The organism is Campylobacter estrildidarum (assembly GCF_005406205.1).
GTDB lineage: Bacteria > Campylobacterota > Campylobacteria > Campylobacterales > Campylobacteraceae > Campylobacter_D > Campylobacter_D estrildidarum.
Window position 1 is genome coordinate 54,899 of the sequence record NZ_NXLZ01000002.1, and the last position, 22,658, is coordinate 77,556.

Sequence of the window (22,658 nt, forward strand, 5' to 3'; positions counted from 1 at the left end):
TTTTATAAGGATATTTATGTTTAAATCAAAAATCACAAAATTATTTTTTAAATACGCTTTACCTAATATGATAAGTTCTGGATTCTTTTCACTTTATATTATCATAAATGGTATTTTTGTAGGTCAATTTTTAGGTGCAAAATCCTTAGCGGCAATGGGTATAGCAATGCCTTTTATCTTTGTGCTTTTTACTTTGAGTGATTTAATAGCCATAGGCTCATCTGTACAAATTTCTTTAAAACTTGGATCAAAAAAACAAAATTTAGCTAGAGGATTTTTTTCTTTTTGTATCATATTTATATTATTAGCATATATTATTATAGGTATATTTGGTTATTTTTTATCTCCTTTTATCGTCTCTTTTTTTAGTGATGATATTGAACTAATTAATTTATCAAGTCAATATATAAAAATTTTTATGCTCTTTGCCCCGCTACTATGTTTATCTTTTGCTATGGATAATTACCTAAGAGCTTGTGGAAAAAATGCGTATTCTATGTATATGGGCATTGGTTCAGTTCTTGTTAATATTATTTTAGATTATCTATTTATAGCTTATTTCGATCTTGGTATCACAGGTGCAGCACTCGCTACAAGCATAAGTTTTAGTCTAGGAAGTTTTATAGGAATTTTGCCCTTTTTAAGCAAACAATTACCCCTTTATTTTACTAAACCAAAAATGAATTTTAAACTTTTTAAAAATATTTTATTGAATGGAAGTTCCGAAAGTCTTATGAATATATCTTTAAGCATACTTGGAATTTTTATTAATTATATTTTATTATTAAACGGAGGAGAAATTGCAGTAGCTATTTTTTCAGCAATTTTATATCTTGATAGTATCATTATGGCTTTGGTAAATGCTATGTATGATGGCGTTATGCCTTTATTGAGCTTTAACGTTGGAAGTAAAAATATAAATAAAAACAAAGCTTTACTAAAAACAATGGCTTTTTATGGCTGCATATTTAGTTTGATTATCTTTGTAGTTAATATAGTTTTTGCCAAAGAATTAATGCAAATGTTCAATCAAGAAAAACAATTTTTACAACTTGCTTATTTTGCTTTAATGCTTTATAGTTTTAATTATCTCTTTGCTTGGTTTAATTCTTTAGTTGCAACTTATCTTACAGCTATAAATCAAGTCAAACGATCTTTAATTTTTACTCTTATACAAGGTCTTTTATTTCCTATGCTTTGTTTATTGATTTTTGCATTGTTATTTGGCTTTAATGGGATTTTTGTAAGTTTTGCAGTAGCTGAATTTTTAAGCATTTTTATAGCTTATAAATTTTTAAAAATTTGCTTTAAGAGATAATTTTTTAGCCAAAATAACACATTCTTTGATACTTTGCTTTTCACACACAAAAAGATTTTTAAAATTTAAAAGTTTTTTTGCTGTGCTTTTTCCAATACTAATAGCAATATCATCTTCATACAAAGTATAATTTTTTAAAAAATTTTCCACACTTAAAGCCGAAGTAAAAATAAATATAGAAGGATGAATTAATTTTTCATTGCTTGATTTAAAAACATTTTCATAAACGATCAGCTCATCTAAATCAATACCGCTATTTTTTAAGTCCAAATTTAAAGTTGAAGCTATAGTTTTTGCCCTTAAATAAAGACATTTTTTGTTTTTCAATTCTTCTTTAAATTCTTTAAAAAATTCGTTTGCATAAGATTTTTTAGCGATTTTAATATTCTTAAATCCTAGCTTTTTAGCCAAACAAGCTGCACTCTCGCCTATAGTATAAATTTCTATATCTAAATTTAAAGGAACTTTACTTTTTTCTAAAGCCAATAAAGCATTTTTAGAAGTGCAAATTAAAGCATTATATTGATGCAAATTAATGTCAATATCAAAAAAAACAATCTCGTTCAAAATAAGATTTTTTACTCCTTCAAAAGGAGTTTTATTTAGAAGATAAATTTGCACAAAAAGCTTCCTTAAGTTCTTTTGCGACTAAATAAGGATTATTAGCATCCATAATCGCTCTAACAACAGCAACTCCGGCCAAATCAATGGATTTTAACTCAAATATCACTTCTTTATCAATCCCGCCTATAGCCACTACAGGTATAGGGCTTTTTTTGCAAATTTGATCCAAGGTTTTTAAATTTATAAGAGAGCTTTCTTTGGTTGGAGTTGTCTTAATCGCACCACAACCTAAATAATCAGCACTTTCTATAAAATCAAGTTGTTCTAAAGTTTTTAAACTTAAACCTATGATTTTTTTTTCTCCCAAAAGCCTTCTTGCTATACTGATTTCTAAGTCTTCTTGTCCCAAATGCACACCATCTGCATCTAAAGCTAAAGCTATATCGATTCTATCATTAATTAAAAAAGGTATTTTATAAATTTTACAAAGTTTTTGCACTTTTTTACCCAACTCATAAAACTCACGAGAATTTAGTTCTTTTTCACGCAATTGAATTATACTAACTCCGCCTTTAATAGCTTCTTCAAGTATATTTAAAAATATCTCATCACTTCTTTTTCCCCTACTCGCAACAAGATATAATTTTAAATCAAGATCATTTCTCATTTAAAAACCTATAAAAATGATTGGTTGGTCCACAACCTTTGCCTAAATTTAAAGAATAATAGATTGCATTTTTAACATATTCTTTAGCTTCACTTACAGCTTTTACTAAATCATATCCTTTAGCCAAATTACTTGCAATAGCTGAAGAAAGTGTGCAACCCGTTCCGTGAGTATTTTTAGTTTCTATACGCTCACCTTTTAAAATATGAATTTCTTTACCATCAAAGAGTATATCATTGGCATTACTTTCACTATGTCCACCTTTAAGTAAAACGGCCTTAGTGCCCAAAGTGCATAAATATTTTGCTGCCTTTATCATATCTTCTTCATTTGTAATTTTAAAACCACAAAGAAATTCTGCTTCTGGTATATTTGGAGTAAGTAAGTCAGCAAAAGCAACAATAGTCTTTTTAAAAAAATCACAATTTTCTTCAGGCATTAAAGCATAGCCATTTTTAGCAAACATTACAGGATCAATAACTAAATTTTCAGGCTTATAAAGTTCTAAATTTTTCGCAACACAACTCATAAGATCGCGACTTCCTATCATTCCTATCTTAGTTGCTTTTGGCACTATATCTTCAAAAACAGCCAACATTTGCTCATCAACACTTGAAGTTGATATATCATAAACTGAAATAACCCTTGCTGTATTTTCAGCCACAACGCTTAAAATCACACTCATACCAAAAAGTCCATGGGCGCTAAAAGTTTTTAGATCTGCTTGAATTCCAGCTCCTCCACTACAATCACTTCCTGCTATTGTTAAAACAGGAATTAAATCACTCCCTTTTGCCTTCATTATTCTTCCTTTAAAATTTGAATTAATTTTTCTCCTTCAAAACTTAATTTTTTGCCCTTAAAAGCAATTTTTCCAAAAGCTATAATCAAAGCATGAAAAATTTGATAAAGTTCATAAAGCTGACAGGATTTATTTAAAATTTTACATAAATTATCTTGTTCGCTTTCTATACCACTCTCAAAAAATTCCCTCAATTCTTCATAAGACTCAAATTCATATCCTAAAAATAAAGCAAGTCTGTGAGTATAACTATCTACGACTAGAATTTCTCTTTTGCAAAGATAATTTAAAATACTATCAACACTTTCAAAGCCTAAACCTTTAATCTTTAAAAGCCACTCGCGAGAAACATTTTCTTTGAAATTTTCTAAATCATTATATTTATTTAAAATTGCCTCAACTAAATCTTTTAAACGTTTTGCTTTGGTATTATAAAATCCACTTGGTTTTATAAGCAATGCAAGATCTTGACTTTGCATTTTATTGATTTGTTCTAAAGAGCTAATTTTAGAATTTCGAAGATTATTTAAAGCTTTTAAGACATTATTCCAATTTGTATTTTGAGTCAAAACAACCGAAATTAACAATTCAAAATCACTTAAATCCTGATTCTCAAGCCAATCAAATTCCTTAAAATCCAAATTTAAAGCTAATAATTTTCTAAAAATTCCTGCTCCATCCATCTAATATCCTTTAAGATGTTTATTTTTCATCAATTTTTCTTAAATGTGTTAAAATAGCCTCGATAACATCATCATCGTCTTTGCTTCTTGCTTTGATGAATTCTTTTTCATCGTTAAAATTAACAAATTGGATATTTTGCTCAAAATTGCTAATTATTTTAAATTTACCTAAAGCCAAAATTTTAATCATCATTAAAGATAAAAATTGCTTAGTATAAACATCTAACTTTCCAAAACGATCCTCAATTTCTCCTTCTATTTCATAGATTTCATTGATTTTTTTGCATTTGCTCAAACGACGATAAAGTTCAAGTCTTAAACGATCTTCAGCAATTAATTCCGAATTTAAAAAAGCATTAATATTTAATTTTAAATCAATTTTTTTCTCTTCAAAACTTTCCTTTTTGGTTAAAGAATTAAGTTCATCTTCTAACATTTTCAAATACAAACTAAGTCCTATTTGTTCTATATGTCCGCTTTGATCAACTCCTAATAAATTTCCACCACCTCTAATTTCAAGATCGTGATAAGCCAAAACAGATCCTGCGCCTAAAAATGAATTACTCTCTAAGGAAATCAAACGCTTTAAAGCATCTTGGGTGATATTGTCTTTATTTTCAACTAAAAAATAACAATATCCTTGTTTATTGCTTCTACCAACCCTTCCACGCAATTGATGCAAATCGGCCATTCCAAAACGATCGCTTTTTTCCACAATAATAGTATTTGCATTAGCTAAATCAATTCCATTTTCAACTATAGAAGTGCTTAAAAGCAAATCGTATTCTTTATTTTCAAATTTAAGCATTTCTTCTTCTTGCATTTTTGCATCAATTTTAGAATGTAAAATCAAAATCCTTAAATCTTTAAAAAGCTTAAGCAAATGTCTTTTGCACTGCTCAATACTTGCTATATGATTATGAATATAAAAAATTTGACCTCCACGTCTTAATTCTCTAGCTATGGCTTCCTTTAAAATCACATCGTCACTCTCTTTAACAAAAGTTCTAACATCCATTCTATCTTCTGGTGGAGTTTGTAAAACGCTATAAGATTTTATAGAACTCAAAGCCTGATTTAGACTTCTTGGAATAGGAGTTGCAGACATAGATAAAAGATGCGAATTTTGAGTTATTTCTTTTAATTTTTCTTTTTGCTTAACTCCAAATTTGTGCTCTTCATCTATAACGACAAGAGCCAAATTTTTACATTCTAAATTTAAAAGTGCGTGAGTGCCGACAACAACACAAGGTTTTTCTTGATCTAAATATTGTAAAAGTATTTTTTTATCTTTAGAATTTGTAAAACGATCAAGCTTAAAAATAGGAATTTCAAAATTTTCAAAACGTTTTTTTAAAGTCTTAAAATGCTGATGTGATAAAAGTGTCGTTGGCGCAAAGAAAAAAACACTAAAACCACTTTTAACCACTGGATAAATAGCATTCATAGCAACTTCGGTTTTGCCAAAACCCACATCTCCGCTTAAAAGCCTGTCCATAACCTTACCGCTTCGAAAATCTTGTAAAATTTCCTCACATACTTTAACTTGATCTTCTGTATAAGAAAATCCTGCCTTTGAAACAAAATATGCCTGATCAGCATAATCAACTTGAATAAATTTTGGTTTAAGTAATGATCTCTTTGCTGCCATAATAACAATTTGTGATGCAATGGTTAAAAGTTTTGTTTTTAATTTTTCTTTTAATTTAATAAAGGTAGTTTTTCCTAAGCGATCTAAAAGTGGAATAGAACCACTTGCACCTAAATATTTATCAATAAGATATAAATTTTCAACGGGTAAAAGAAGTTTATCACTATTTTGATATTCAATAGATACAAATTCCTTTTTGGCTCCTGCTACACTAATTATTTCAAGCCCTAAAAATTTACCTACACCATAATCCTCATGAACAATAAAATCACCTTGCTTTAATTCATCTATGATTAAATTTGCTCTACGCTTTTGTTTTTGTTTTTCTTTTTTATTGAGTGAGGCAATAAGCTCTTTGTCGCTAATTAAATTTACAATAAACTCACTTTTTTCAAAATAAATATTCTTAAATTCAGTAAGCTCTAAAGCTTTAAAAAGAGCCTCATTTTTGGCCAATATTGTAATTTTTTTATTTTGATGAAAATTAAAAAAATCTTTATTATAAAAACTTTCTAAATCTTTATATTGTTTCGCCTCGGGAATAATTTTAGCGTTGATCTTGGCTAAATCTTTTTGCCATTCTTTTTCATCAAATTTTTTAATGCTGACAAAATCAAGTTCTAAATAATCATAAAAATCATCTATACACCAAAAACCTAAAGAATTGATATCATTAATTAAAACATCACTTTTAAAATTTTCTAAATTGGTTTTAAAATTTTCATAATTTTGATCAGAAAAATAAGTCAAAAATGGACAAATTTCTAAATTTTCATATTCTATCGGTATTGATTTTTGAGTTACAAGATCAAATTTTCTAATACTTTCTATTTCTTCATTAAAAAGCAAAATTCTTGTTGGAAGATCTTCATTGATACAAAATATATCAATTATTTCTCCTCTAATACTTACTTCACCCTTATCTTGCACCATATCTACAAATTCATAACCCAATCTTGAAATTTCATCACAAAATTGATCAAGTTTAAATACATTATTTTTAGAAAGTATATAATTTTTCAGGTGAGATTTAGCTGGAAGTTTTTTAAGCACAGTAGAAAGTGGAGAAATTAAAATCTTATTTTTCTCTTCTTTATGGTAGGCGTTTAAAACCTTACAAAGATCAAAAAGCTCTTTAGAAAAAGCTCTTAGATCATCTCCAAATTCAGCCCTAAAATCAGGTAAAACAAAAGTTTTAAAACCTTTAAAAAGAGAAACTTGAGCTAATAAAAAAGCTTCTTTATCATCTTCGCAAAGTATTAATTGTGCAACATCTGAACCTTGCAAGTATTCAAAAAAACTTGCTTGCATTATTCTTCTGGTGTATTTTCTATCAATCTTACAGGATCATCTTGCCTGATTTTGCTTACCCCATTAAAGCGTCCACCATTTTCTATAGCTAATTCTTTAATGTTAATATCCCCATTAACCATACCACCATTTAGAATTTCCAAACTATTTGCCTCTAATTCGCCTTCAAAATAACCATTGACTACTATCTTATCAGCCTTAAGCTCGCCTTTTAAATTTCCATTTTTTCCAATCACAACTATACTTTCAGAATGGATTACTCCACTTAACTCTCCATCTACATGAAGCATAGATGCAAAATAAAATTTACCCTCTATTCTAGCACCAGAAGAGATTACTGTTGTTTCTGAGTTTGTGCTAGATGTTGTGCCGTTACTGCCTTTACTAAAGATTGCCATGGAACTCTCCTTTCTTGATTAAAAAAATTATTCATATTTTTTCTTTGCAAATTTAAAAAATACAATGGTTCTAAGGTTTTATTAATAAATCTCACCTCATAATGCAAATGCGGTCCTGTCGAAAGACCGGTATTTCCACTATATCCAATCAATTGTCCTTTAGTCACAAATTGTCCAGCCTTAACTACATCTTTTCGCATCATATGAGCAAAAACAGTTTTAAAACCAAAATTATGAAGTAAAATTACATTATAACCATATCCATTATCACTATATCCTGCAAATTCTACAACTCCACTAGCCGAAGCATGAACCGGAGTACCAATTTCTGCCCTTAAATCGATACCTGGATGAAATTCTTTTCTTTTTAAAAGAGGATGCTCTCTCCAGCCAAAATTTCCAGTAATTCCTTTATTTTCTATAGGCCACCCATTTGGAATTTGTCTTAGAATTTCAACCTGTTGCTCATTAGTAAGTTTAAGATTTTCTAATCTATCTGTAATTGTAAGATTATTTTCAGCTTCTAAGCCCAAAGCTTCTTCAAAAGAAGCTATTTTATCCTCAATAGCTGCATATTCTTTTGCCTTGTCTTCAACTTTTTTTTGCATTTGAATATTAGATAATTCTAATTCTTTGCTTTTTTTCAAAAGCTCTTCTCTTTTTTTACTTACATCAGTAATCTTACTATCAAGATATTGAATATAAAAACCGCTAAAAATTAAAAACAAAAGCACAAAAGTAATGATATAAATAAAAATTTTTTTAATAATCTGATTTAAATAAAAATGCTTTGAACCATTAATGTCTGTAATGGTGATTGTAAATTTATTTTTTATCACTCCATTCCTTTAAAAAATTTTCAACTAAAGCAAAAGATCCAAAAACTAAAGCTTTTTTTTGCTTCTCCAAAGAAGTAAATTCTTCACACTTAATTCCTAAAATATCAGCTATTTTATAAATTTCATCATTAGCTAATTTTCTCTCTAAGCTAATATATTTATATATTTTAATTGTATCAATAATAGGCTTTAATGTTTTTAAAATTTCAAAAATATCTTTATCTTGATAAGAATTATAAACTAAAATCAATTTTTCGCCCATAAATTGTTCACATAAAGCAGATGCTGCCATTACGTTATGTCCTACATCGATATATAAATTAGGTGTCAATTGCTCACAACGTCCTCTTAAATTCAGTCTTTCTAATTTTAATAAAGCTAATTTTAATTTTTCTTTTGAAATTAACATCTCAAACGCATTTAAAGCAAGATAAAAATTATGTTTTAAATAGTTAGACAATTTGTATTTTTGAATATAAATTTCAGCTTGTTTTAATTCTTCGTTTTTTAATTTCCAAGAAATTTTTAAATCAGTTTTTTTTAAAAATGCAATTTTTTTTGCCATTTCTAAAATTATTGTATCTTGCTCAGATGAAATTAAAGCTTTTTTGGACATAACTTTAAGTTTTGTTCTTGCAATTTGTTCTAAAGAATTACCTAAAATTTGCATATGATCAAAGCTTATTTTTGTAAAAATACTCATTTTTTTTTCAAAAACAGAAGTAGCATCATATTCTCCACCTAATCCTGCTTCAAAAATTACATAATCGCAGTCTTTAAAAAGCACAGCCGCAAGAAAAGTAGCGTATTCAAAATAACTTAGTTTGTTTAAATCTTTTCGAAAAATTTTTTCTAACTCTTCATGCCCTTGTTCTAATTCTTCATTACTAAGAATATCTTTATTTTTATAAAAACGCTCTTTAAATTCAAAAATATGAGGACTAGTATAATGCCCAACCGTATAACCTATACTTTCTAGAAGTTGAGCTAAAAAACGTCCCGTACTACCCTTTCCATTAGTTCCAATGATTTGAATTATAGGTTTAGCTAAAAGTTGTTCTTTATATTTTTCATACATTTTAAACATTAAAAAACGATCAATTTTATCATAATAAATACTTTTTAAAGTAAGAAAATCATTAACTTTGCTGCTCATCATCTTTGTTTGTATTATTTGCTTGATTTAAACCCTCGATCTGACTAATTAGTTTTTCTAAAATATTTGCATCTGGATTACTTTGTTTATCTAGATAAGCAGTATTAATTTTTGGAGTTATTGTATCTTGTTTATAAATAAAGCGAAAATTTTCAATAGAATTTAGATTTTCTTTGACAAGTCGTGCAACTTCTTCTTTGCTTTTACCAGGAGAAATAATCAAATAGCTTTTCTCATCTATCATCCAAAGCTCATCAAGCTCAGCGCAACTATCTTTTAAAATCTTTTTAAAACGAACAAAAATTTCATTCAAACTACCCACTCCATATTTTTCCATAATAAAACGATAATTTTGAATGGAAAATAATGCTAATGAGTAATTTACTTTATATTTATTGAAATTTTCATCTAATTTCTCAAGTTCTTTCACAACCGTCCAAGCTTCTCTTTCTTCTAAATTTTGAGCAAATTCAATTTGAGTATTTAAAGAATTAATTTTTTCATTAAGTTGTTCAAGTCTTTTCTTTAAAAATTCAAAACTGATTTTAATCTCTCCTTTTTCATCTGGAATGAGAGTATTAAAAAAACTCATATTTTTTTGATTAGTTTTACTAAGCAATGCAAAAAGTTCATAAATTTTTTTCAAATTCTCATTAAAAAAATTTAAATTTTTTTGCACATATCTGTTATCAACCATAATTCTACGATTTATAATTTCCAAAAGTTCCTCTTTAAAAATATCCTCAATTATCATAAAAGGCTGTTGAATTAAATTTTGAGAAAAACTTTGAATCTTTAAATCTTCAACTAAAGAAGGATTTAAACAGAATGCTAGAAGTTCGCAAAAATATTCTAAGCTTCTTTCCTCAAGTTTACTTAAAAGCTTTTTAATTATCATATCAAAATCATCATATTTTCCAACACCATATTTTCGAATTTCGCTATCTAATTCACTTTCTTCATATTTTTTTTCAAATTCTTTCCATTTTTTAGAAAGTAAATAAATACTCTCACTATCCATAGTTTTAGAAATTCTTACAGAAGTAATCTTAGCCAAATCTCTAATTTTTTTATCTTTGCTAATTTGCAAAGCTTTACATAAAGTAGATAAAAAATCAAAAAATTCATTAAATTGTTTTCCACTTTGTCTATTAAGCATAGAAATTAAAAAACTTACAAATTCTTCAATAGTATGAATAGATTTTGAAGCAAGATCTTGTTGATAATTTGGCAAAAGCAAAGTCTTATATTTATCTAATTTTGCTTTATTAGAAGTTATAAGTCCATATTTTTGGGCAAATTCTTCAAAGACTTCAGTGTAATTTTCGGGAGTTGGACGAAGTTTTCTTTCCTGAAGAGCAACTAAGGTTTTTTTTGCAATCTCGTTAATATTAGATATCACGTTTATATCCCTTAATAGCTATTGCTGAAATAAACTCATCAAAAGCTTCACTTGAAGCTGCACGAATGGCATCATAACGTGCAGAATCACTTATAATACTATTAGGCGAAATATCGAAATTATAACTACCACTTGTCTTAAAATGTTCCTTGGTTCCATTTTTAAATACTACATAAAATTCTAAATTTAATTTAGCTTTATAGTTTACAACATAGCCATTTTTATCATAAATTAAAGGGATAAAATCAAGATTGCTCATCCTAACATTAATTATATCATCAGCTTCATCTTTTAAAGCGAGTTTGCGTCCGAGCTTAGAAATCACCATTTCTTTAAGAGTGTCGGCCACAAAAATACTATTTTTAGGATCTTGAAGGTTTAACTCTACATTAACATAAACCTTATCGTTAAAAATATTATTAGCTATTTTTGAAGTAGGAGTATAACCACAAGCTGAAAAAAACAATATTAAAAAACAAACAAAAAAATTCTTCATTTTATCACCAAATTGACCAATTTTTTTTCTACATAGATTTCTTTAATTATATCTTTATCTTGAATCCATTTTAAAACATTTTCTTTGGCTGTTTTTAAAATTTCATCTTTAGTAGCAGAGCTTGAAATTTCAAATTCTGCACGTTTTTTTCCATTAACACTCACTGCTAAATTTAATGTATCTTTGATAAAAACTTCATCTTTAGGTCTTAAAATTTTAAAATTTTCGCATCCAAAGAGTCGTTCGCTTAACTCAAAACATACATGAGGAATAATTGGTTCTAAAATATTTAAAATAATATAAAAAGCTTCTTGCTCTAAGGCTTGATTTTTGCAAGATCCAAGCGCATTTAAAGCTTCCATACAAGATGCAATCAAAGTGTTAAATGCAAAGGTTTGAGTATACACTTCTTCAGATTTTTTCAAAGCTTCATAAACTTTCAATCTTGCATATTTTTCTTCTTTATTTAAATTTTCTTGCTTAAGCTCTAAAAGTTCCCCTTTACGAACATTTTGTGCTTTATCATAAAGTCTGCAAATAAACCTATAAGCTCCTTCGAGTGCATCATTATTCCATTCCAATTCTTTAGCAGGTGGAGCTGCAAATAAAATAAACAATCTTGCAGTATCCGCTCCATATTTTTTAATAATATCATCAGGATCTACAACATTGCCTTTAGATTTTGACATTTTAGCTCCATCTTTTAAAACCATACCTTGAGTTAAAAGCCTATCAAAAGGCTCATTATCATTTAAATAACCCAAATCTCTTAAAGCTTTTTGAAAAAATCTTGCATAAAGCAAATGTAAAATTGCATGCTCTATTCCGCCTATATATTGATCCACATTCATCCAATATTTCATACTTTTTTCATCCAAAGCTTTTTCTTGCCAAGTTGTTTCATCACTTGCAAAACGTGCAAAATACCACGAACTTTCAAAAAAAGTATCTAAAGTATCTGTTTCTTTAAAGGCTTTAAGACCACATTTTGGACAAATGCATTCTTTCCAGCTAGGATGATTTTCCAAAGGATTTCCCTCTCCTGTAATCTCAACGTCTTCAGGCAAAACAACAGGAAGATTTTCTACTTTTTGTGGTACTACGCCACATTTTGTACATTTTATCATGGGGATAGGAGCACCCCAGTATCTTTGACGCGAAACTCCCCAGTCTCGAATTTTGAAATTAATCGTTCTTTTTCCTAAACCCTCTTTCTCAAATTTAAAAATAATTTTTTCCTTTGCTTCATTACACTCAATTCCACTAAATTCACCGCTCTGTATTAATTTTCCCGACTTTTGAACATAAGGAAGTTCCGTATCACACTCGATAACCTTTTTTATTCCAAGTCCATATTTATTAGCAAATTCAAAATCTCTCTCATCGTGTGCTGGGACAGCCATAACTGCACCACTTCCATAATCAGATAAAACAAAATTAGCAACCCATACAGGAATTTTTTCTTTAGTTAGAGGATGAATAACATAAATATCTAAAAAATAACCCTCTTTTTCACTGCTTTGTCTTTCTCTTTGAGTTTGATTTTGTATTTGTTTTATTTTTTCTATTACTATATGATCCAAATAAGAATTACTGATGAGATTTTGAACGATTTGATGATCGACTGATAAAGCAATATAGCTGACTCCATATATTGTATCTGCACGTGTAGTAAAAACATCTACATAACTTTCTTGGCTTTTTTCTTGGCTTTTTTCATCTAATATAAACTTAAATTCAAGACCTTCGCTTTTACCAATCCAATTTTCTTGCATAGTTAAAACTTGATTTGGCCATTTGTCTTTTAATTGTTTGAGCTCTCTTAAAAGTTCTTCAGCATAAGCTGTAATTTTTACATAATAACCTGGCATCTTTTTTTGGACAACTTCATGCCCACAACGCCAACATTTTCCATCTTCTACTTGCTCGTTTGCTAAAACCGTTTGATCTTGTTCGCACCAATTTACATTAGCTTCTTTAGTATAGATCAAGCCTTTTTCATACATTTTGATAAAAAATTCTTGCTCAAATTTTGTATAAAGTGGATCAGAAGTTGCTAAAATTCTTTTCTTTGAAAAAGAAAAACCTAAAGAAAAAAGTTCTTTTTTCATATAATCTATGTTTTCATAAGTCCAAGATTTTGGATGCACTTTATGCTTGATCGCTGCATTTTCAGCAGGCATACCAAAACTGTCAAAACCAATAGGATGTAAAACATTATAACCTATCTTTCTATAATACCTTGCTATAGCATCTCCTATGCTGTAATTTCTTACATGGCCCATATGAATTCGTCCGCTAGGATAAGGAAACATTGATAAAATATATTTTTTAGACAAAGAAAAATCATTTTTTGGCTCAAAATAATTATTTTTATCCCAGATCTCTTGCCATTTTTTCTCTATTATTTTTGCTTCATAAGCCATAAATAATTCTCCTTAAACAATTCCTTTTTCATACATAGCACGATTTCTTTCTTTTTCTTGTTTTCTTTTTAACTTCTCAAGCTCTTTGTTTCTAAAGTCAAGAACATTAAATTTAAACCAAAGCAAAGTTGGACTTGCTACAAAAATAGAACTTAAAGTTCCTGCGATAATACCTACTATAAGAGCTAAAGAAAATCCCTGTATCATTTCTCCACCAAAAAAATAAAGTATAACCACTGTAGCTAAAGTAAGTCCTGATGTTAAAATAGTTCTTGATAAAGTCGCCGAAACGCTTTCGTTAATAATAGGTGCAAGCTCTGTTTTTTTACTTGTCTTAATACCCTCTCTAATTCTATCAAAAATAATAATCGTATCATTAAGCGAATATCCAAGAACAGTTAAAACCGCAGCTAGCGTATCTAAATTAACATCGATTTTAAAAAGAGAAATCGCTCCTAAAGTAATAACCACATCGTGAATTTCACTAATAATTGCAGCCATAGCAAAACGCCATTCAAAACGAATTGCTATATAAATTAATATAGCAACTAAAGATATGGCAACCGCAGTAATACCTTTATTTCTAAGTTCATCTCCTACTTTTGGGCCTACTACATCTGCTCGACGCACTTCAAATTTTCCAGTATCTTTTAAAAGTGTGCTTATATAAGAGCTAATATCATTACCTAAATTATCACTACTTCCCAAAAAACGTATCGTTACTTCATCCTTGCTTCCAAATTCTGTTACAGATAAGCTTTGAAATTTACCTTTTTGCTCTAGAATTTCTCGGATCTTAGGTATAGGTGCGACTTGTTCATATTTAAGCTGAATTAAAGTCCCACCACTAAAATCAATACCATACTGCAAACCCCTATCCCAAAGCAAATAAATAGATCCAAAAAATAGAAAAAAAGAAAGAGAAATTGCAGCAAAACGCATTCTCATAAAATCATAAATTTTCTTTTCGCTAAAAAACTGCATTATTTTCTCCTATATCCAAACCAAAATCTTGTATTATTACTTTTTTCAATACGATGCATAAAACAATCAAACATTCCATGAGTTCCCAAAATAGCGGTAATCATAGAAACAACTATACCTATACCCAAAGTTACCGCAAAACCTTTAACCGAACCTGTTCCATAAACATAAAGAACTACCGAAGTAACCAACGAAGTTATGTTTGAATCTATAATTGCACTCATAGCATTTTTATAACCTTGTTCTATGCTTAATTTTATTTTTGCTCCATCACGTAAAAGCTCTCGAATACGCTCATTAATGATAACATTTGCATCTACAGCCATACCCACGGTTAAAACAAGTCCTGCCATACCTGGTAAGGTTAAAGTCGCACCAAACATTGCCATTATAGCAACAACAACTAAAATATTAGCAATCATAGCGATATTAGCAAAAATTCCAGCCATACCATAATAAAATATCATAAACACAATGATAAATATTGAAGCTCCAGTAAGTGCTATCATACTCATTCTAATACTGTCGGCTCCTAAAGATGGTCCGATACTTCTTTGCTCTAAAAGCTTAACAGGCGCTAACAAAGCACCGCTTCTTAAAGCTACTGCCACATCTCGTGCTTCTTCTTGTGTGAATGCACCGCTAATTTGTCCACTTCCTCCACCTATTCTTTCATTAATAGATGGAGCAGAATAAACTTTATTATCAAGCACAATAGCTAAACGTTTTCCAACATTTGCCCCTGTATAATCTGCAAATTTTTTAGATCCTTCGGCATTTAAAGTAAAATTAATAACTGGATAATTGCTTTTATCACTTAACCCTACTCTAGCATCTGTTAGCATAGATCCATCTAGTATGGGAATATTTTTTAGTGCATATTTTAAATTAGGATTTCTAGAATCAGGCACTAAAACAAGACCATAGCTTGCTGCTTCAGCATCACTCATAGTTGAAGCTTGATTCATTTTAGAATCATCCACTTCCATAAGTTGCAAATGTGCTGCTTTTGTAATTCGCTCTTTAGCTCTTAGCTCATCTGCTTTTGTTTTTATTCCTGCAAGCTCAACTAAAATCTTATCTTCACCTTGCTTGGCCACGGTAGGTTCGGCGAGTCCAAATTGATCTAAACGATTTCTTATAGTTTCTACAGCTTGAGAAAGTGCAAAATTTTCTATATTTTTTATTTCTTGCTCTGTAAAAGAAATCTGATAATGCAAATTTTCATTTCGAATATTAAGCCCATTAATTTCTTTAAGTAGTTTTTCGACTTTAGGTATATCTGCATTATCCAATAAAGTAAATTCTAATTTGTCACCATAAGTACTCAAACCATCGTTTAGAATATTTTCTTTTTCAAAAGAATAATTCAAAGAAGAAGCAATTGATTTGATTTTAGATTTTACAGCTTCTTCGTTATCAACACCTAAAAGCATATAAAGTCCACCTTGCAAATCAAGACCTAAATTGATTTTAGCACCATACTCAGATTGCAAAAAAGTTGGAAGTGAAAAAATCACCCCAAAAATAAAAACAATTGCAAAGATAGTCAATCTATAGGTAACTTTAAAATTACGCATCAATTTTCTTTGCTATAAATTCTCTGGAAATTTTTGCGCTAACATTGTCATCATTAAGCTTAACTTTGATAAAATCTTCCTCTGGCTTTACGACTTCACAAATAAGTCCGCCACTGGTAATAATTTTATCGCCTTTTTGCAAAGAATCAAGCATTTGTTTATGATCTTTTGCTTGTTTTTGCTGTGGTCTTATTACCAAAAAATAAAAAATTGCAAATAAAACAATAAGAGGTAACAATGAAGTTAAAATTGAATTTTCTGCCATATTTTTCCTTTGTTCCAAAAAAATTAAATACTAATTCTACCATTTTTAAAATAATAAAAGTCTTTTGTATTGCAATTTTACTCTCAAATTCTATCTATTTATCTTTTTTTGAGAATATTTTTACTCAAACCTTAAGCCCTTTTTTAGCAATTTTAGGATTAGTTTTACTTTTAAAACGTAAAAAAGCAAAAGAATATTTTTTAGTAGGATTTTTTGTAGGAATACTTTGGTTTTGGTGGATAGGACTTTCTTCGATTTATTTTAATCTTAATTATTTAGTCCCTATAATAATTCTCATGATAGGTATATTTTATGGTATATTGTTTAGTTTGTGCCATTTGTTTAAATTTGATTTTTTAAGGCTTTGCGGAATTTTTTGCTTAAGTTTTATTCATCCGCTTGGATTTGACTGGTTTAATTGGGGAATATTGACAGTTTATGGTTTTTTTGATGCAAGTTATAAAGGTATTATATGTTTATTCTTAATAGCTTATTTTATCTATGAGGGCTATATTTCAAGATATTATAAAATTGCTATAGTTTTAATTTTATTTTTTATAGGTTGTCAATATGAAGAAAAAAAAGCACAAACTCTTAATCTTACTTATAAACTTATCAATACCAATATTTCGCAAGATCAAAAATTTCTCCAAACAAATTTAAAAACAAATTCAAATAATCTCGTTCAAGAAATTCTCAAAGCTATTGAAGAAAAAAAAGAGCTTGTTGTTTTACCAGAAACAGCTTTTGCTTTCAATTTAAAAAATACTCCTTATGAAAATTTACTTAAAAGCTTATCTCATAAAATTACCATTATCACAGGAGCTTTTAATATAGATCAAAATTTTATTTATAATAGTACCTATATTTTTAAAGGAGGAAATGTCTATATCTTAAATAAACATTTTTTAGTACCTTTTGGCGAAGAAATTCCGATTTTTAAAAACTTGGTTCAAAAGTATTTTTTACCAAATATGCAAGAATTTTCTAAAGGTCCTTTACAAAGCAAATATAAGCTTGATAACCAAATCATTACCAATGCTATTTGTTATGAAGCAACTAAAGAGCAAAATTACAAAAATTCTAACATAATCATAGCTATAAGCAATAATGCTTGGTTTAATCATTCTACCGAATATAAACTGCAACAGCTTTTAATGAAATTTTACGCGAGTAAATATGGAGTAAGCGTTTATCATGCCGTTAATGGGAAGGAAAACACTTTCATAGAGCCTAAAAAAATGTTAAGCAAAGAATGGATGAAATTATTTAAAAAAATAAGCAAAACTTAACCATCTAGCTCTTTGCACATTTTTTCAAATTCTTGATAGTACTTCCAAGGAGCTACTTATTTAGGTAATAATTTTTTACATAAATAAATGATCTTCATTAAATACGGTTTGCTAAATTTTTATTAAAAATTGATTTTACTGCGATATTACAACATCTGATTACTTTCAGATATCTTAATCAGACAAATTAATATTTTTAAACAGAATACATAATGTCTAATTTTAGAATTTACTAGTTGATTAAAATGGTTACGATTTATAAACCTAATTGACCGCGGGTTCGAGTCCTGCTAAATATGCTATTGCTAACTAAAAATTTCATCTTAACGCTTTGAAATACTAATAAATATTCTTTCAAACCAAACTCTAATAACAATTTACATTAAAGAAAATTATTAATATTTTTAGTTTTGGTAGTAGAAATTAATACAAAGGTTGAAAACTCACTTGCAATGATAAAAAATAAAAAATTGCAAAACTTAAATCACTATATATAATGAAAATTACAAATTTTAAAAATTAAAAACTTAGATTTAATGGCTAAAAAAGATGTAGTAGCTGATAGTAGGGACGCCCACACCCCCTACACTCAAGCCCAAAGTCTTGACGGGCGACTGGTTTAAAAGAACATTTCATCAGCTGTTAATAAAATTATACTACAAGAAAATAAAATTTACCCAAGCCTTAGAGTTTATTTTTTATAAGAAAAGATAATAAATTTACCTTTGCTCTAAGAATAAGTTTCTTAAAATAAATGACATTTTCAAAAACAAAAGAATTTTTTATTTTATCCTTGAAATTCCGTGCTTTCAAATTTTGGCTTATCCACAAAGCACGATTTTTCTTTTAAAAATAAAACTTCGACAGTTCCTACAGGACCATTTCTATTTTTTCCGATTAAAATTTCAGCATTTTCCTGCATAGGATTTGGAATAAAAAGCCTTCTATAATCTTTACCTTCGGCTTTAGCCTTATTTTCACGCTCTTTTTCTTCTTGCTCACGATAAACTTCATCACGATATACAAACAAGATTGTGTCTGCATCTTGTTCTATTGCCCCACTCTCGCGTAAATCACTCATCATCGGACGCTTATTTGCACGTTGTTCTAAAGATCGGTTTAATTGTGAAAGTGCAATAATAGGCATATTTAACTCTCTAGCTAATAGCTTTAATCCTCTTGAAATTTCACTCACTTGTAAATGTCTATCGTTAAAATTTGAATTACTCATCATAAGTCCAATATAATCAATTACACAAAGTTTTATACTCTCTTCTTGTGCTTTTAGACGTCTTAATATAGCTCTAACATCGGTTATTGTTGCATAACCGCTATCATATATAAAAAGCTTTTTTTTAGAATACATATTACAAGCATCGCCTACACGATCCCATTCATCATCGTTAAGATCAGCAGTAAGAATTTTTTGCAATGGAATGGAAGTTTTTGCAGATAAAAGCCTTTGCATAATCTGAGTAGCAGGCATTTCTAAAGAAAACATAACCACACCTTGATCTTGTTTTAGCACTTGATCAATAAAATTTAAACATAAAGTTGTTTTTCCCATACCTGGACGCGCAGCGATGATGATAAGCTCACCATCTTTAAAACCCTTAGTCATATAGTTTAAATCTTCAAATCCGGTGTCTAAACCGATAATAGATTTATTTTCAAGAGTTTTTTGTTTTTTAAATTCTTCTAAAAGTTCGTTTAAGACAAGTTCCACATCTTTAATATCATTTGTATTGATACGATTTGTTAGATTAAAAATTTCTTTGCTTATTTCATCTGAAATTTCACTTACAGCACGATTTTCATTGATGCGAGTTGGTAGAAGATGTGCAAAACTTAAAAGCTGTCTTTTGATTGATTTTTCGCGAAGTTCATTAACATAAGCGGCTAAATCAATCATTGAGGGCGTAGCAATGACTTCATTTAAAATTTGTTCGTCTAATTTTTTGTGTTTTTTAAAAAAACTTATAGATATAGGCTCTCCAGAATTTGCACAAGCAATAATGGCCTTAAAGATATCTTGATGAGCTTTAAGACTAAAATCTTTAGGTTCGATATCTCCTGCTATACTTGAATAAGCATCTTCACTCATAATACAACTGCTTAAAATCGCACGCTCTAGATCCAGATCAAAATGTTCTTGCAATTTTTTTCCTTATAAAATTTTTTAAAATTCTAGCAAAAAGAGCTTAAAAAGCGAATTTATTTCGATACATTGAAACTTTTTTTCAATAAAACAACAGCCAAAATCACCACACAAAATTCCGCAAATAAAGGAGTAAGCCAAACTCCTTTTAAGCCTATAAAATAAGACAAAAGAAAAAGGAAAAATAAAGGAACAAATAAATTTTGACTCAAACTTAAAATCAAAGAAAAACTAGGTTTATTAAAAGCAGTTAAAAAAGAATTGCTTAATACATTAAACCAAGCAAAAATATAATTTAAAGAAAAAAGAATCAAGGCTAAATAAACAAAATTTAAAAAATCTTGATCATGATCTTTTATAAAAAATCCTATTAAATTTTCACCTGATATATAGATAAAAAATAAAACAAAAATTGAAAAAACAAATCCAGATAAAAACATAATTTTTAAAAAAGATTTAATACGATGAAAATCTTTTTTAGCGTAATTATAGCTTAAAGCCGGTTGCATGGCATCCGCCATAGCGATAATAAGCATCATAATAAAAGTATCAATATAAACTATAATAGAAAATCCAGCCACAGCTTTAACATCAGCTATTTTAAGCAAAACAAAATTTGCAAAAACACCATAAAGAGAGCCTGAAACATTGTTGAAAAATTCACTGCTGCCATTGTAAAGAATATTTTTAAAAATTTTAAAATTAATATAAGGAAAAGAAAATCTGAGCTCTAAATTTTGAAATAAAAAAGGGAAAATTCCAAAAATTCCACCCAAAGTCAAACCTAAACAAGTAGCAAGAGCAGCTGAAAACAATCCCAAGTCTAAAATAACTATAAAAATATAATCAAATAAAATATTACTCAAAGCAATGATAATATTAATGATCATACTATAAGTGGTTTTGCCACAAATTCTTAAATAATTATCCAAAGCAAAAGAAAGCATGGTAATGGGTGCAAATAAAGCGAAAACCATCATGCATTCTTTTGCCATGGTTTTAATCTCTAAGCTAACATTTAAAAAATCGATAAAAATAGGCGCTAAAAGATATTCTAAAATTCCAATCAAACAAGAAAATATAAAAATAATCACTATACTAGAGCTAAAAATTTTCTTGGCTAATTTTTTCTTACCAAGCCCTAATTTTATAGAAATTTGAACAGCAGAGCCAATCGCTATAGTATCAGATAAAGCAAAGGACATCATAATAAAAGGGATGATTAAAGCTAAAGCAGCTAAAGCTTCGTTTCCTAGATATTTGCCTACAAAAATTCCATCTACAATATAATAAAGTGAAAGAAATGCCATGCTGATCATATTAGGCATAGCACACTTTATAAAAAGCCTAAAAGGGCTTAAAGTGCTAAAAAGATCTGACATAATTTATCCTTAAAAAATATTTCAAATAAAAATACTTTTTAAGTCCGCTAATAAAATGCTAAACATCCTAAAGTATAAGAATTTAAGTAGAAAATTTTAATTGTAAGTTTATTTAATTCCATTCTATTTTGCATAAAAAATCTCTAAATTTTAGTATAGAACCTAGCGGTATTCTAGCACTATACTTTTAATAAGTCAAAATTTAGCCAAAGGCTAAATTTTATAAGATAGAAAGAATTTTTGCAGCGTCATTAAGTCCTACAATGATACTTGCGCCATTTTTTGTAGCAATATCTCCTGCCACAAATATGCCTTTGACATTGCTTTGTTTATTTTCGTCCATTAAAGGAACACCTTTATCATCAACTTCAATACCGCATTTTTGCAAGAAATCCACCGGAGTTGATCCACCAATAGCATAAATAATTCTATCGTAAGTTTCGCTTGTTGAGTCATTGAAATTAACTTTAGCTTTACCATTTTCATCCTCAATAGCTTCGATATCAATACCAAGTTTTAGATTGACTTTTCCACTATTTCCAGCTTCGGTTATGTCTTTAAGATTGATATCGTTTAATCTTGTAAATTCTTTTTTACGATAGCAAAGACTTACATTATTTGTTTTTGCTAAATCTACAGCATATTCAGCAGCAGAATTTCCACCACCCACAACAAGAATTTTTTCATTTCCTAAAACCGAATTTGCATTGAAATTGATAATTTTAGTTAAAGTCATAGGGAGTTTATAATCTGGCTTGTTTGGTTTACCCATTCTACCAATTGCTACGATGATATTTTTGCATTCATAAGTTTCTTTGGCTGTGCTTACTAAAAAAAGATTATTTTCATTTTTTACACTTTCGACTTCTGAACCAAATTCTATTTCTATATTGTATTGTTTTAAAATATTTTCAAATAATTCTATAGTGCTTTCTTTCGTGCCATCTTCAAAAGGAATATGACCGTAATTTGTACCTTCACATCCCTTATAAACTTTATCCACCCTTTTACCTTCTTTGTAAAATTGCATCAGAGTTTGACAAACATTGTTTGTTTTTTCTAGGATTAAAACTTCTTTATTTTTTAATTTTGCTTCAACAGCACAAGCTATACCAGTCGGCCCTGCACCAATAACAATTAAATCTATTTTTTTCATTTTTCCACCTTTTTTAATGTTTTATTTTTTATATTTTATTAATTTTTTTTAAATAAAAAATAAAAATTATGATAAAAAAATAATTAATTTATAAAAAATACTCTACTTCTAGTTAAAAATTTTTCTAA

At 28.6% G+C, this 22,658-nt stretch carries 19 protein-coding genes and 1 pseudogene; 2 read left to right on the forward strand and 18 right to left on the reverse strand.

All coding sequences use genetic code 11. The features are described from left to right. The first annotated feature begins 16 nt into the window (after nucleotides 1-16). On the forward strand, nucleotides 17-1,318 hold the full coding sequence (locus CQA69_RS01515) for an MATE family efflux transporter (RefSeq protein WP_137620083.1): 1,302 nt from the start codon (nucleotides 17-19) through the stop codon (nucleotides 1,316-1,318). On the opposite strand, the gene CQA69_RS01520 is transcribed toward CQA69_RS01515, so the two are convergent. Genes CQA69_RS01520 through yajC form a run of 14 tightly spaced genes read right to left on the reverse strand, consistent with a single transcriptional unit; the run spans nucleotide 1,295 to nucleotide 16,542 of the window. Beyond that, nucleotides 1,295-1,939: a uroporphyrinogen-III synthase gene (locus CQA69_RS01520; RefSeq protein ID WP_137620084.1), complete on the reverse strand. Its 645-nt coding sequence runs from the start codon at nucleotides 1,937-1,939 to the stop codon at nucleotides 1,295-1,297. The two genes, CQA69_RS01515 and CQA69_RS01520, sit on opposite strands and share 24 nt — an antisense overlap. Continuing rightward, nucleotides 1,917-2,549: a thiamine phosphate synthase gene (gene thiE, locus CQA69_RS01525; RefSeq protein WP_137620085.1), complete on the reverse strand. Its 633-nt coding sequence runs from the start codon at nucleotides 2,547-2,549 to the stop codon at nucleotides 1,917-1,919. The genes CQA69_RS01520 and thiE overlap by 23 nt, the downstream gene beginning before the upstream one ends. Beyond that, a complete protein-coding gene (thiD, locus tag CQA69_RS01530; RefSeq protein WP_137620086.1) occupies nucleotides 2,539-3,351 on the reverse strand; it encodes a bifunctional hydroxymethylpyrimidine kinase/phosphomethylpyrimidine kinase in 813 nt (270 codons plus the stop codon). The genes thiE and thiD overlap by 11 nt, the downstream gene beginning before the upstream one ends. Beyond that, complete coding sequence (locus CQA69_RS01535) at nucleotides 3,351-4,034, reverse strand: 3-methyladenine DNA glycosylase (protein WP_137620087.1); 684 nt, start codon at nucleotides 4,032-4,034, stop codon at nucleotides 3,351-3,353. The genes thiD and CQA69_RS01535 overlap by 1 nt, the downstream gene beginning before the upstream one ends. Nucleotides 4,035-4,053: 19 nt before the next feature. Beyond that, nucleotides 4,054-6,996, reverse strand: coding sequence for a DEAD/DEAH box helicase (locus CQA69_RS01540; RefSeq protein WP_137620088.1), 2,943 nt, complete (start codon nucleotides 6,994-6,996; stop codon nucleotides 4,054-4,056). After that, complete coding sequence (locus CQA69_RS01545; RefSeq protein ID WP_137620089.1) at nucleotides 6,996-7,394, reverse strand: bactofilin family protein; 399 nt, start codon at nucleotides 7,392-7,394, stop codon at nucleotides 6,996-6,998. Before CQA69_RS01545 ends, CQA69_RS01540 begins: the two co-directional genes overlap by 1 nt. Beyond that, nucleotides 7,331-8,233, reverse strand: a complete 903-nt coding sequence (gene pgp4 / locus CQA69_RS01550; protein WP_137620090.1) for a peptidoglycan metallopeptidase Pgp4 — start codon at nucleotides 8,231-8,233, stop codon at nucleotides 7,331-7,333. The genes CQA69_RS01545 and pgp4 overlap by 64 nt, the downstream gene beginning before the upstream one ends. Further along, nucleotides 8,220-9,389 (reverse strand): Mur ligase family protein, encoded by a 1,170-nt coding sequence (locus CQA69_RS01555; protein WP_137620091.1) that lies wholly within the window; start codon nucleotides 9,387-9,389, stop codon nucleotides 8,220-8,222. The genes pgp4 and CQA69_RS01555 overlap by 14 nt, the downstream gene beginning before the upstream one ends. Then, the gene (locus CQA69_RS01560) at nucleotides 9,373-10,791 is read right to left on the reverse strand and encodes a hypothetical protein (protein ID WP_137620092.1); all 1,419 of its coding nucleotides are present in this window, start codon (nucleotides 10,789-10,791) and stop codon (nucleotides 9,373-9,375) included. Before CQA69_RS01560 ends, CQA69_RS01555 begins: the two co-directional genes overlap by 17 nt. After that, the gene (gene lptE / locus CQA69_RS01565) at nucleotides 10,781-11,287 is read right to left on the reverse strand and encodes an LPS assembly lipoprotein LptE (RefSeq protein ID WP_137620093.1); all 507 of its coding nucleotides are present in this window, start codon (nucleotides 11,285-11,287) and stop codon (nucleotides 10,781-10,783) included. The genes CQA69_RS01560 and lptE overlap by 11 nt, the downstream gene beginning before the upstream one ends. Then, a complete protein-coding gene (gene leuS, locus CQA69_RS01570; RefSeq protein ID WP_137620094.1) occupies nucleotides 11,284-13,713 on the reverse strand; it encodes a leucine--tRNA ligase in 2,430 nt (809 codons plus the stop codon). Before leuS ends, lptE begins: the two co-directional genes overlap by 4 nt. 12 nt (nucleotides 13,714-13,725) lie before the next feature. After that, nucleotides 13,726-14,697 carry a protein translocase subunit SecF gene (secF, locus tag CQA69_RS01575; protein ID WP_137620095.1) on the reverse strand — a complete coding sequence of 324 codons (972 nt, stop codon included), beginning with the start codon at nucleotides 14,695-14,697 and terminating at the stop codon, nucleotides 13,726-13,728. Then, entirely contained in the window at nucleotides 14,697-16,277 is a 1,581-nt protein-coding gene (gene secD, locus CQA69_RS01580; RefSeq protein WP_137620096.1) for a protein translocase subunit SecD, read from the reverse strand. Before secD ends, secF begins: the two co-directional genes overlap by 1 nt. Next, entirely contained in the window at nucleotides 16,270-16,542 is a 273-nt protein-coding gene (gene yajC, locus CQA69_RS01585; RefSeq protein WP_137620097.1) for a preprotein translocase subunit YajC, read from the reverse strand. Before yajC ends, secD begins: the two co-directional genes overlap by 8 nt. Here yajC and CQA69_RS01590 point away from each other — a divergent pair. Then, the gene (locus CQA69_RS01590) at nucleotides 16,515-17,834 is read left to right on the forward strand and encodes an apolipoprotein N-acyltransferase (protein WP_137620098.1); all 1,320 of its coding nucleotides are present in this window, start codon (nucleotides 16,515-16,517) and stop codon (nucleotides 17,832-17,834) included. The genes yajC and CQA69_RS01590 overlap by 28 nt on opposite strands. On the opposite strand, the pseudogene CQA69_RS09355 reads toward CQA69_RS01590, so the two are convergent. The 4 genes and pseudogenes from CQA69_RS09355 to CQA69_RS01610 form a co-directional block, all read right to left on the reverse strand. After that, nucleotides 17,831-17,890 (reverse strand): annotated as a pseudogene (locus tag CQA69_RS09355) (DUF2972 domain-containing protein); the annotation flags it as partial. The gene CQA69_RS01590 and the pseudogene CQA69_RS09355 overlap by 4 nt on opposite strands. A 731-nt stretch (nucleotides 17,891-18,621) precedes the next feature. Beyond that, nucleotides 18,622-19,992 (reverse strand): replicative DNA helicase, encoded by a 1,371-nt coding sequence (locus CQA69_RS01600; RefSeq protein ID WP_137620099.1) that lies wholly within the window; start codon nucleotides 19,990-19,992, stop codon nucleotides 18,622-18,624. Nucleotides 19,993-20,048: 56 nt separating this feature from the next. Next, nucleotides 20,049-21,374, reverse strand: a complete 1,326-nt coding sequence (locus tag CQA69_RS01605) for an MATE family efflux transporter (RefSeq protein WP_137620100.1) — start codon at nucleotides 21,372-21,374, stop codon at nucleotides 20,049-20,051. Nucleotides 21,375-21,594: 220 nt separating this feature from the next. Beyond that, a complete protein-coding gene (locus CQA69_RS01610) occupies nucleotides 21,595-22,530 on the reverse strand; it encodes an NAD(P)-binding domain-containing protein (protein ID WP_137620101.1) in 936 nt (311 codons plus the stop codon). Between the last annotated feature and the right edge of the window lie 128 nt (nucleotides 22,531-22,658).

What these genes read in the sequence shown, in the direction of transcription:
- thiE (WP_137620085.1), bottom strand. Translation starts at nt 2,549, where the DNA reads ATGAGAAATGATCTTGATTTAAAATTATATCTTGTTGCGAGTAGGGGA.
- leuS (WP_137620094.1), bottom strand. Translation starts at nt 13,713, where the DNA reads ATGGCTTATGAAGCAAAAATAATAGAGAAAAAATGGCAAGAGATCTGG.
- thiD (WP_137620086.1), bottom strand. Translation starts at nt 3,351, where the DNA reads ATGAAGGCAAAAGGGAGTGATTTAATTCCTGTTTTAACAATAGCAGGA.
- CQA69_RS01555 (WP_137620091.1), bottom strand. Translation starts at nt 9,389, where the DNA reads ATGAGCAGCAAAGTTAATGATTTTCTTACTTTAAAAAGTATTTATTAT.
- secD (WP_137620096.1), bottom strand. Translation starts at nt 16,277, where the DNA reads ATGCGTAATTTTAAAGTTACCTATAGATTGACTATCTTTGCAATTGTT.
- CQA69_RS01605 (WP_137620100.1), bottom strand. Translation starts at nt 21,374, where the DNA reads ATGTCAGATCTTTTTAGCACTTTAAGCCCTTTTAGGCTTTTTATAAAG.
- CQA69_RS01540 (WP_137620088.1), bottom strand. Translation starts at nt 6,996, where the DNA reads ATGCAAGCAAGTTTTTTTGAATACTTGCAAGGTTCAGATGTTGCACAA.
- CQA69_RS01590 (WP_137620098.1), top strand. Translation starts at nt 16,515, where the DNA reads ATGAAGTTAAAATTGAATTTTCTGCCATATTTTTCCTTTGTTCCAAAA.
- CQA69_RS01610 (WP_137620101.1), bottom strand. Translation starts at nt 22,530, where the DNA reads ATGAAAAAAATAGATTTAATTGTTATTGGTGCAGGGCCGACTGGTATA.
- CQA69_RS01545 (WP_137620089.1), bottom strand. Translation starts at nt 7,394, where the DNA reads ATGGCAATCTTTAGTAAAGGCAGTAACGGCACAACATCTAGCACAAAC.
- lptE (WP_137620093.1), bottom strand. Translation starts at nt 11,287, where the DNA reads ATGAAGAATTTTTTTGTTTGTTTTTTAATATTGTTTTTTTCAGCTTGT.
- secF (WP_137620095.1), bottom strand. Translation starts at nt 14,697, where the DNA reads ATGCAGTTTTTTAGCGAAAAGAAAATTTATGATTTTATGAGAATGCGT.
- CQA69_RS01535 (WP_137620087.1), bottom strand. Translation starts at nt 4,034, where the DNA reads ATGGATGGAGCAGGAATTTTTAGAAAATTATTAGCTTTAAATTTGGAT.
- yajC (WP_137620097.1), bottom strand. Translation starts at nt 16,542, where the DNA reads ATGGCAGAAAATTCAATTTTAACTTCATTGTTACCTCTTATTGTTTTA.
- CQA69_RS01515 (WP_137620083.1), top strand. Translation starts at nt 17, where the DNA reads ATGTTTAAATCAAAAATCACAAAATTATTTTTTAAATACGCTTTACCT.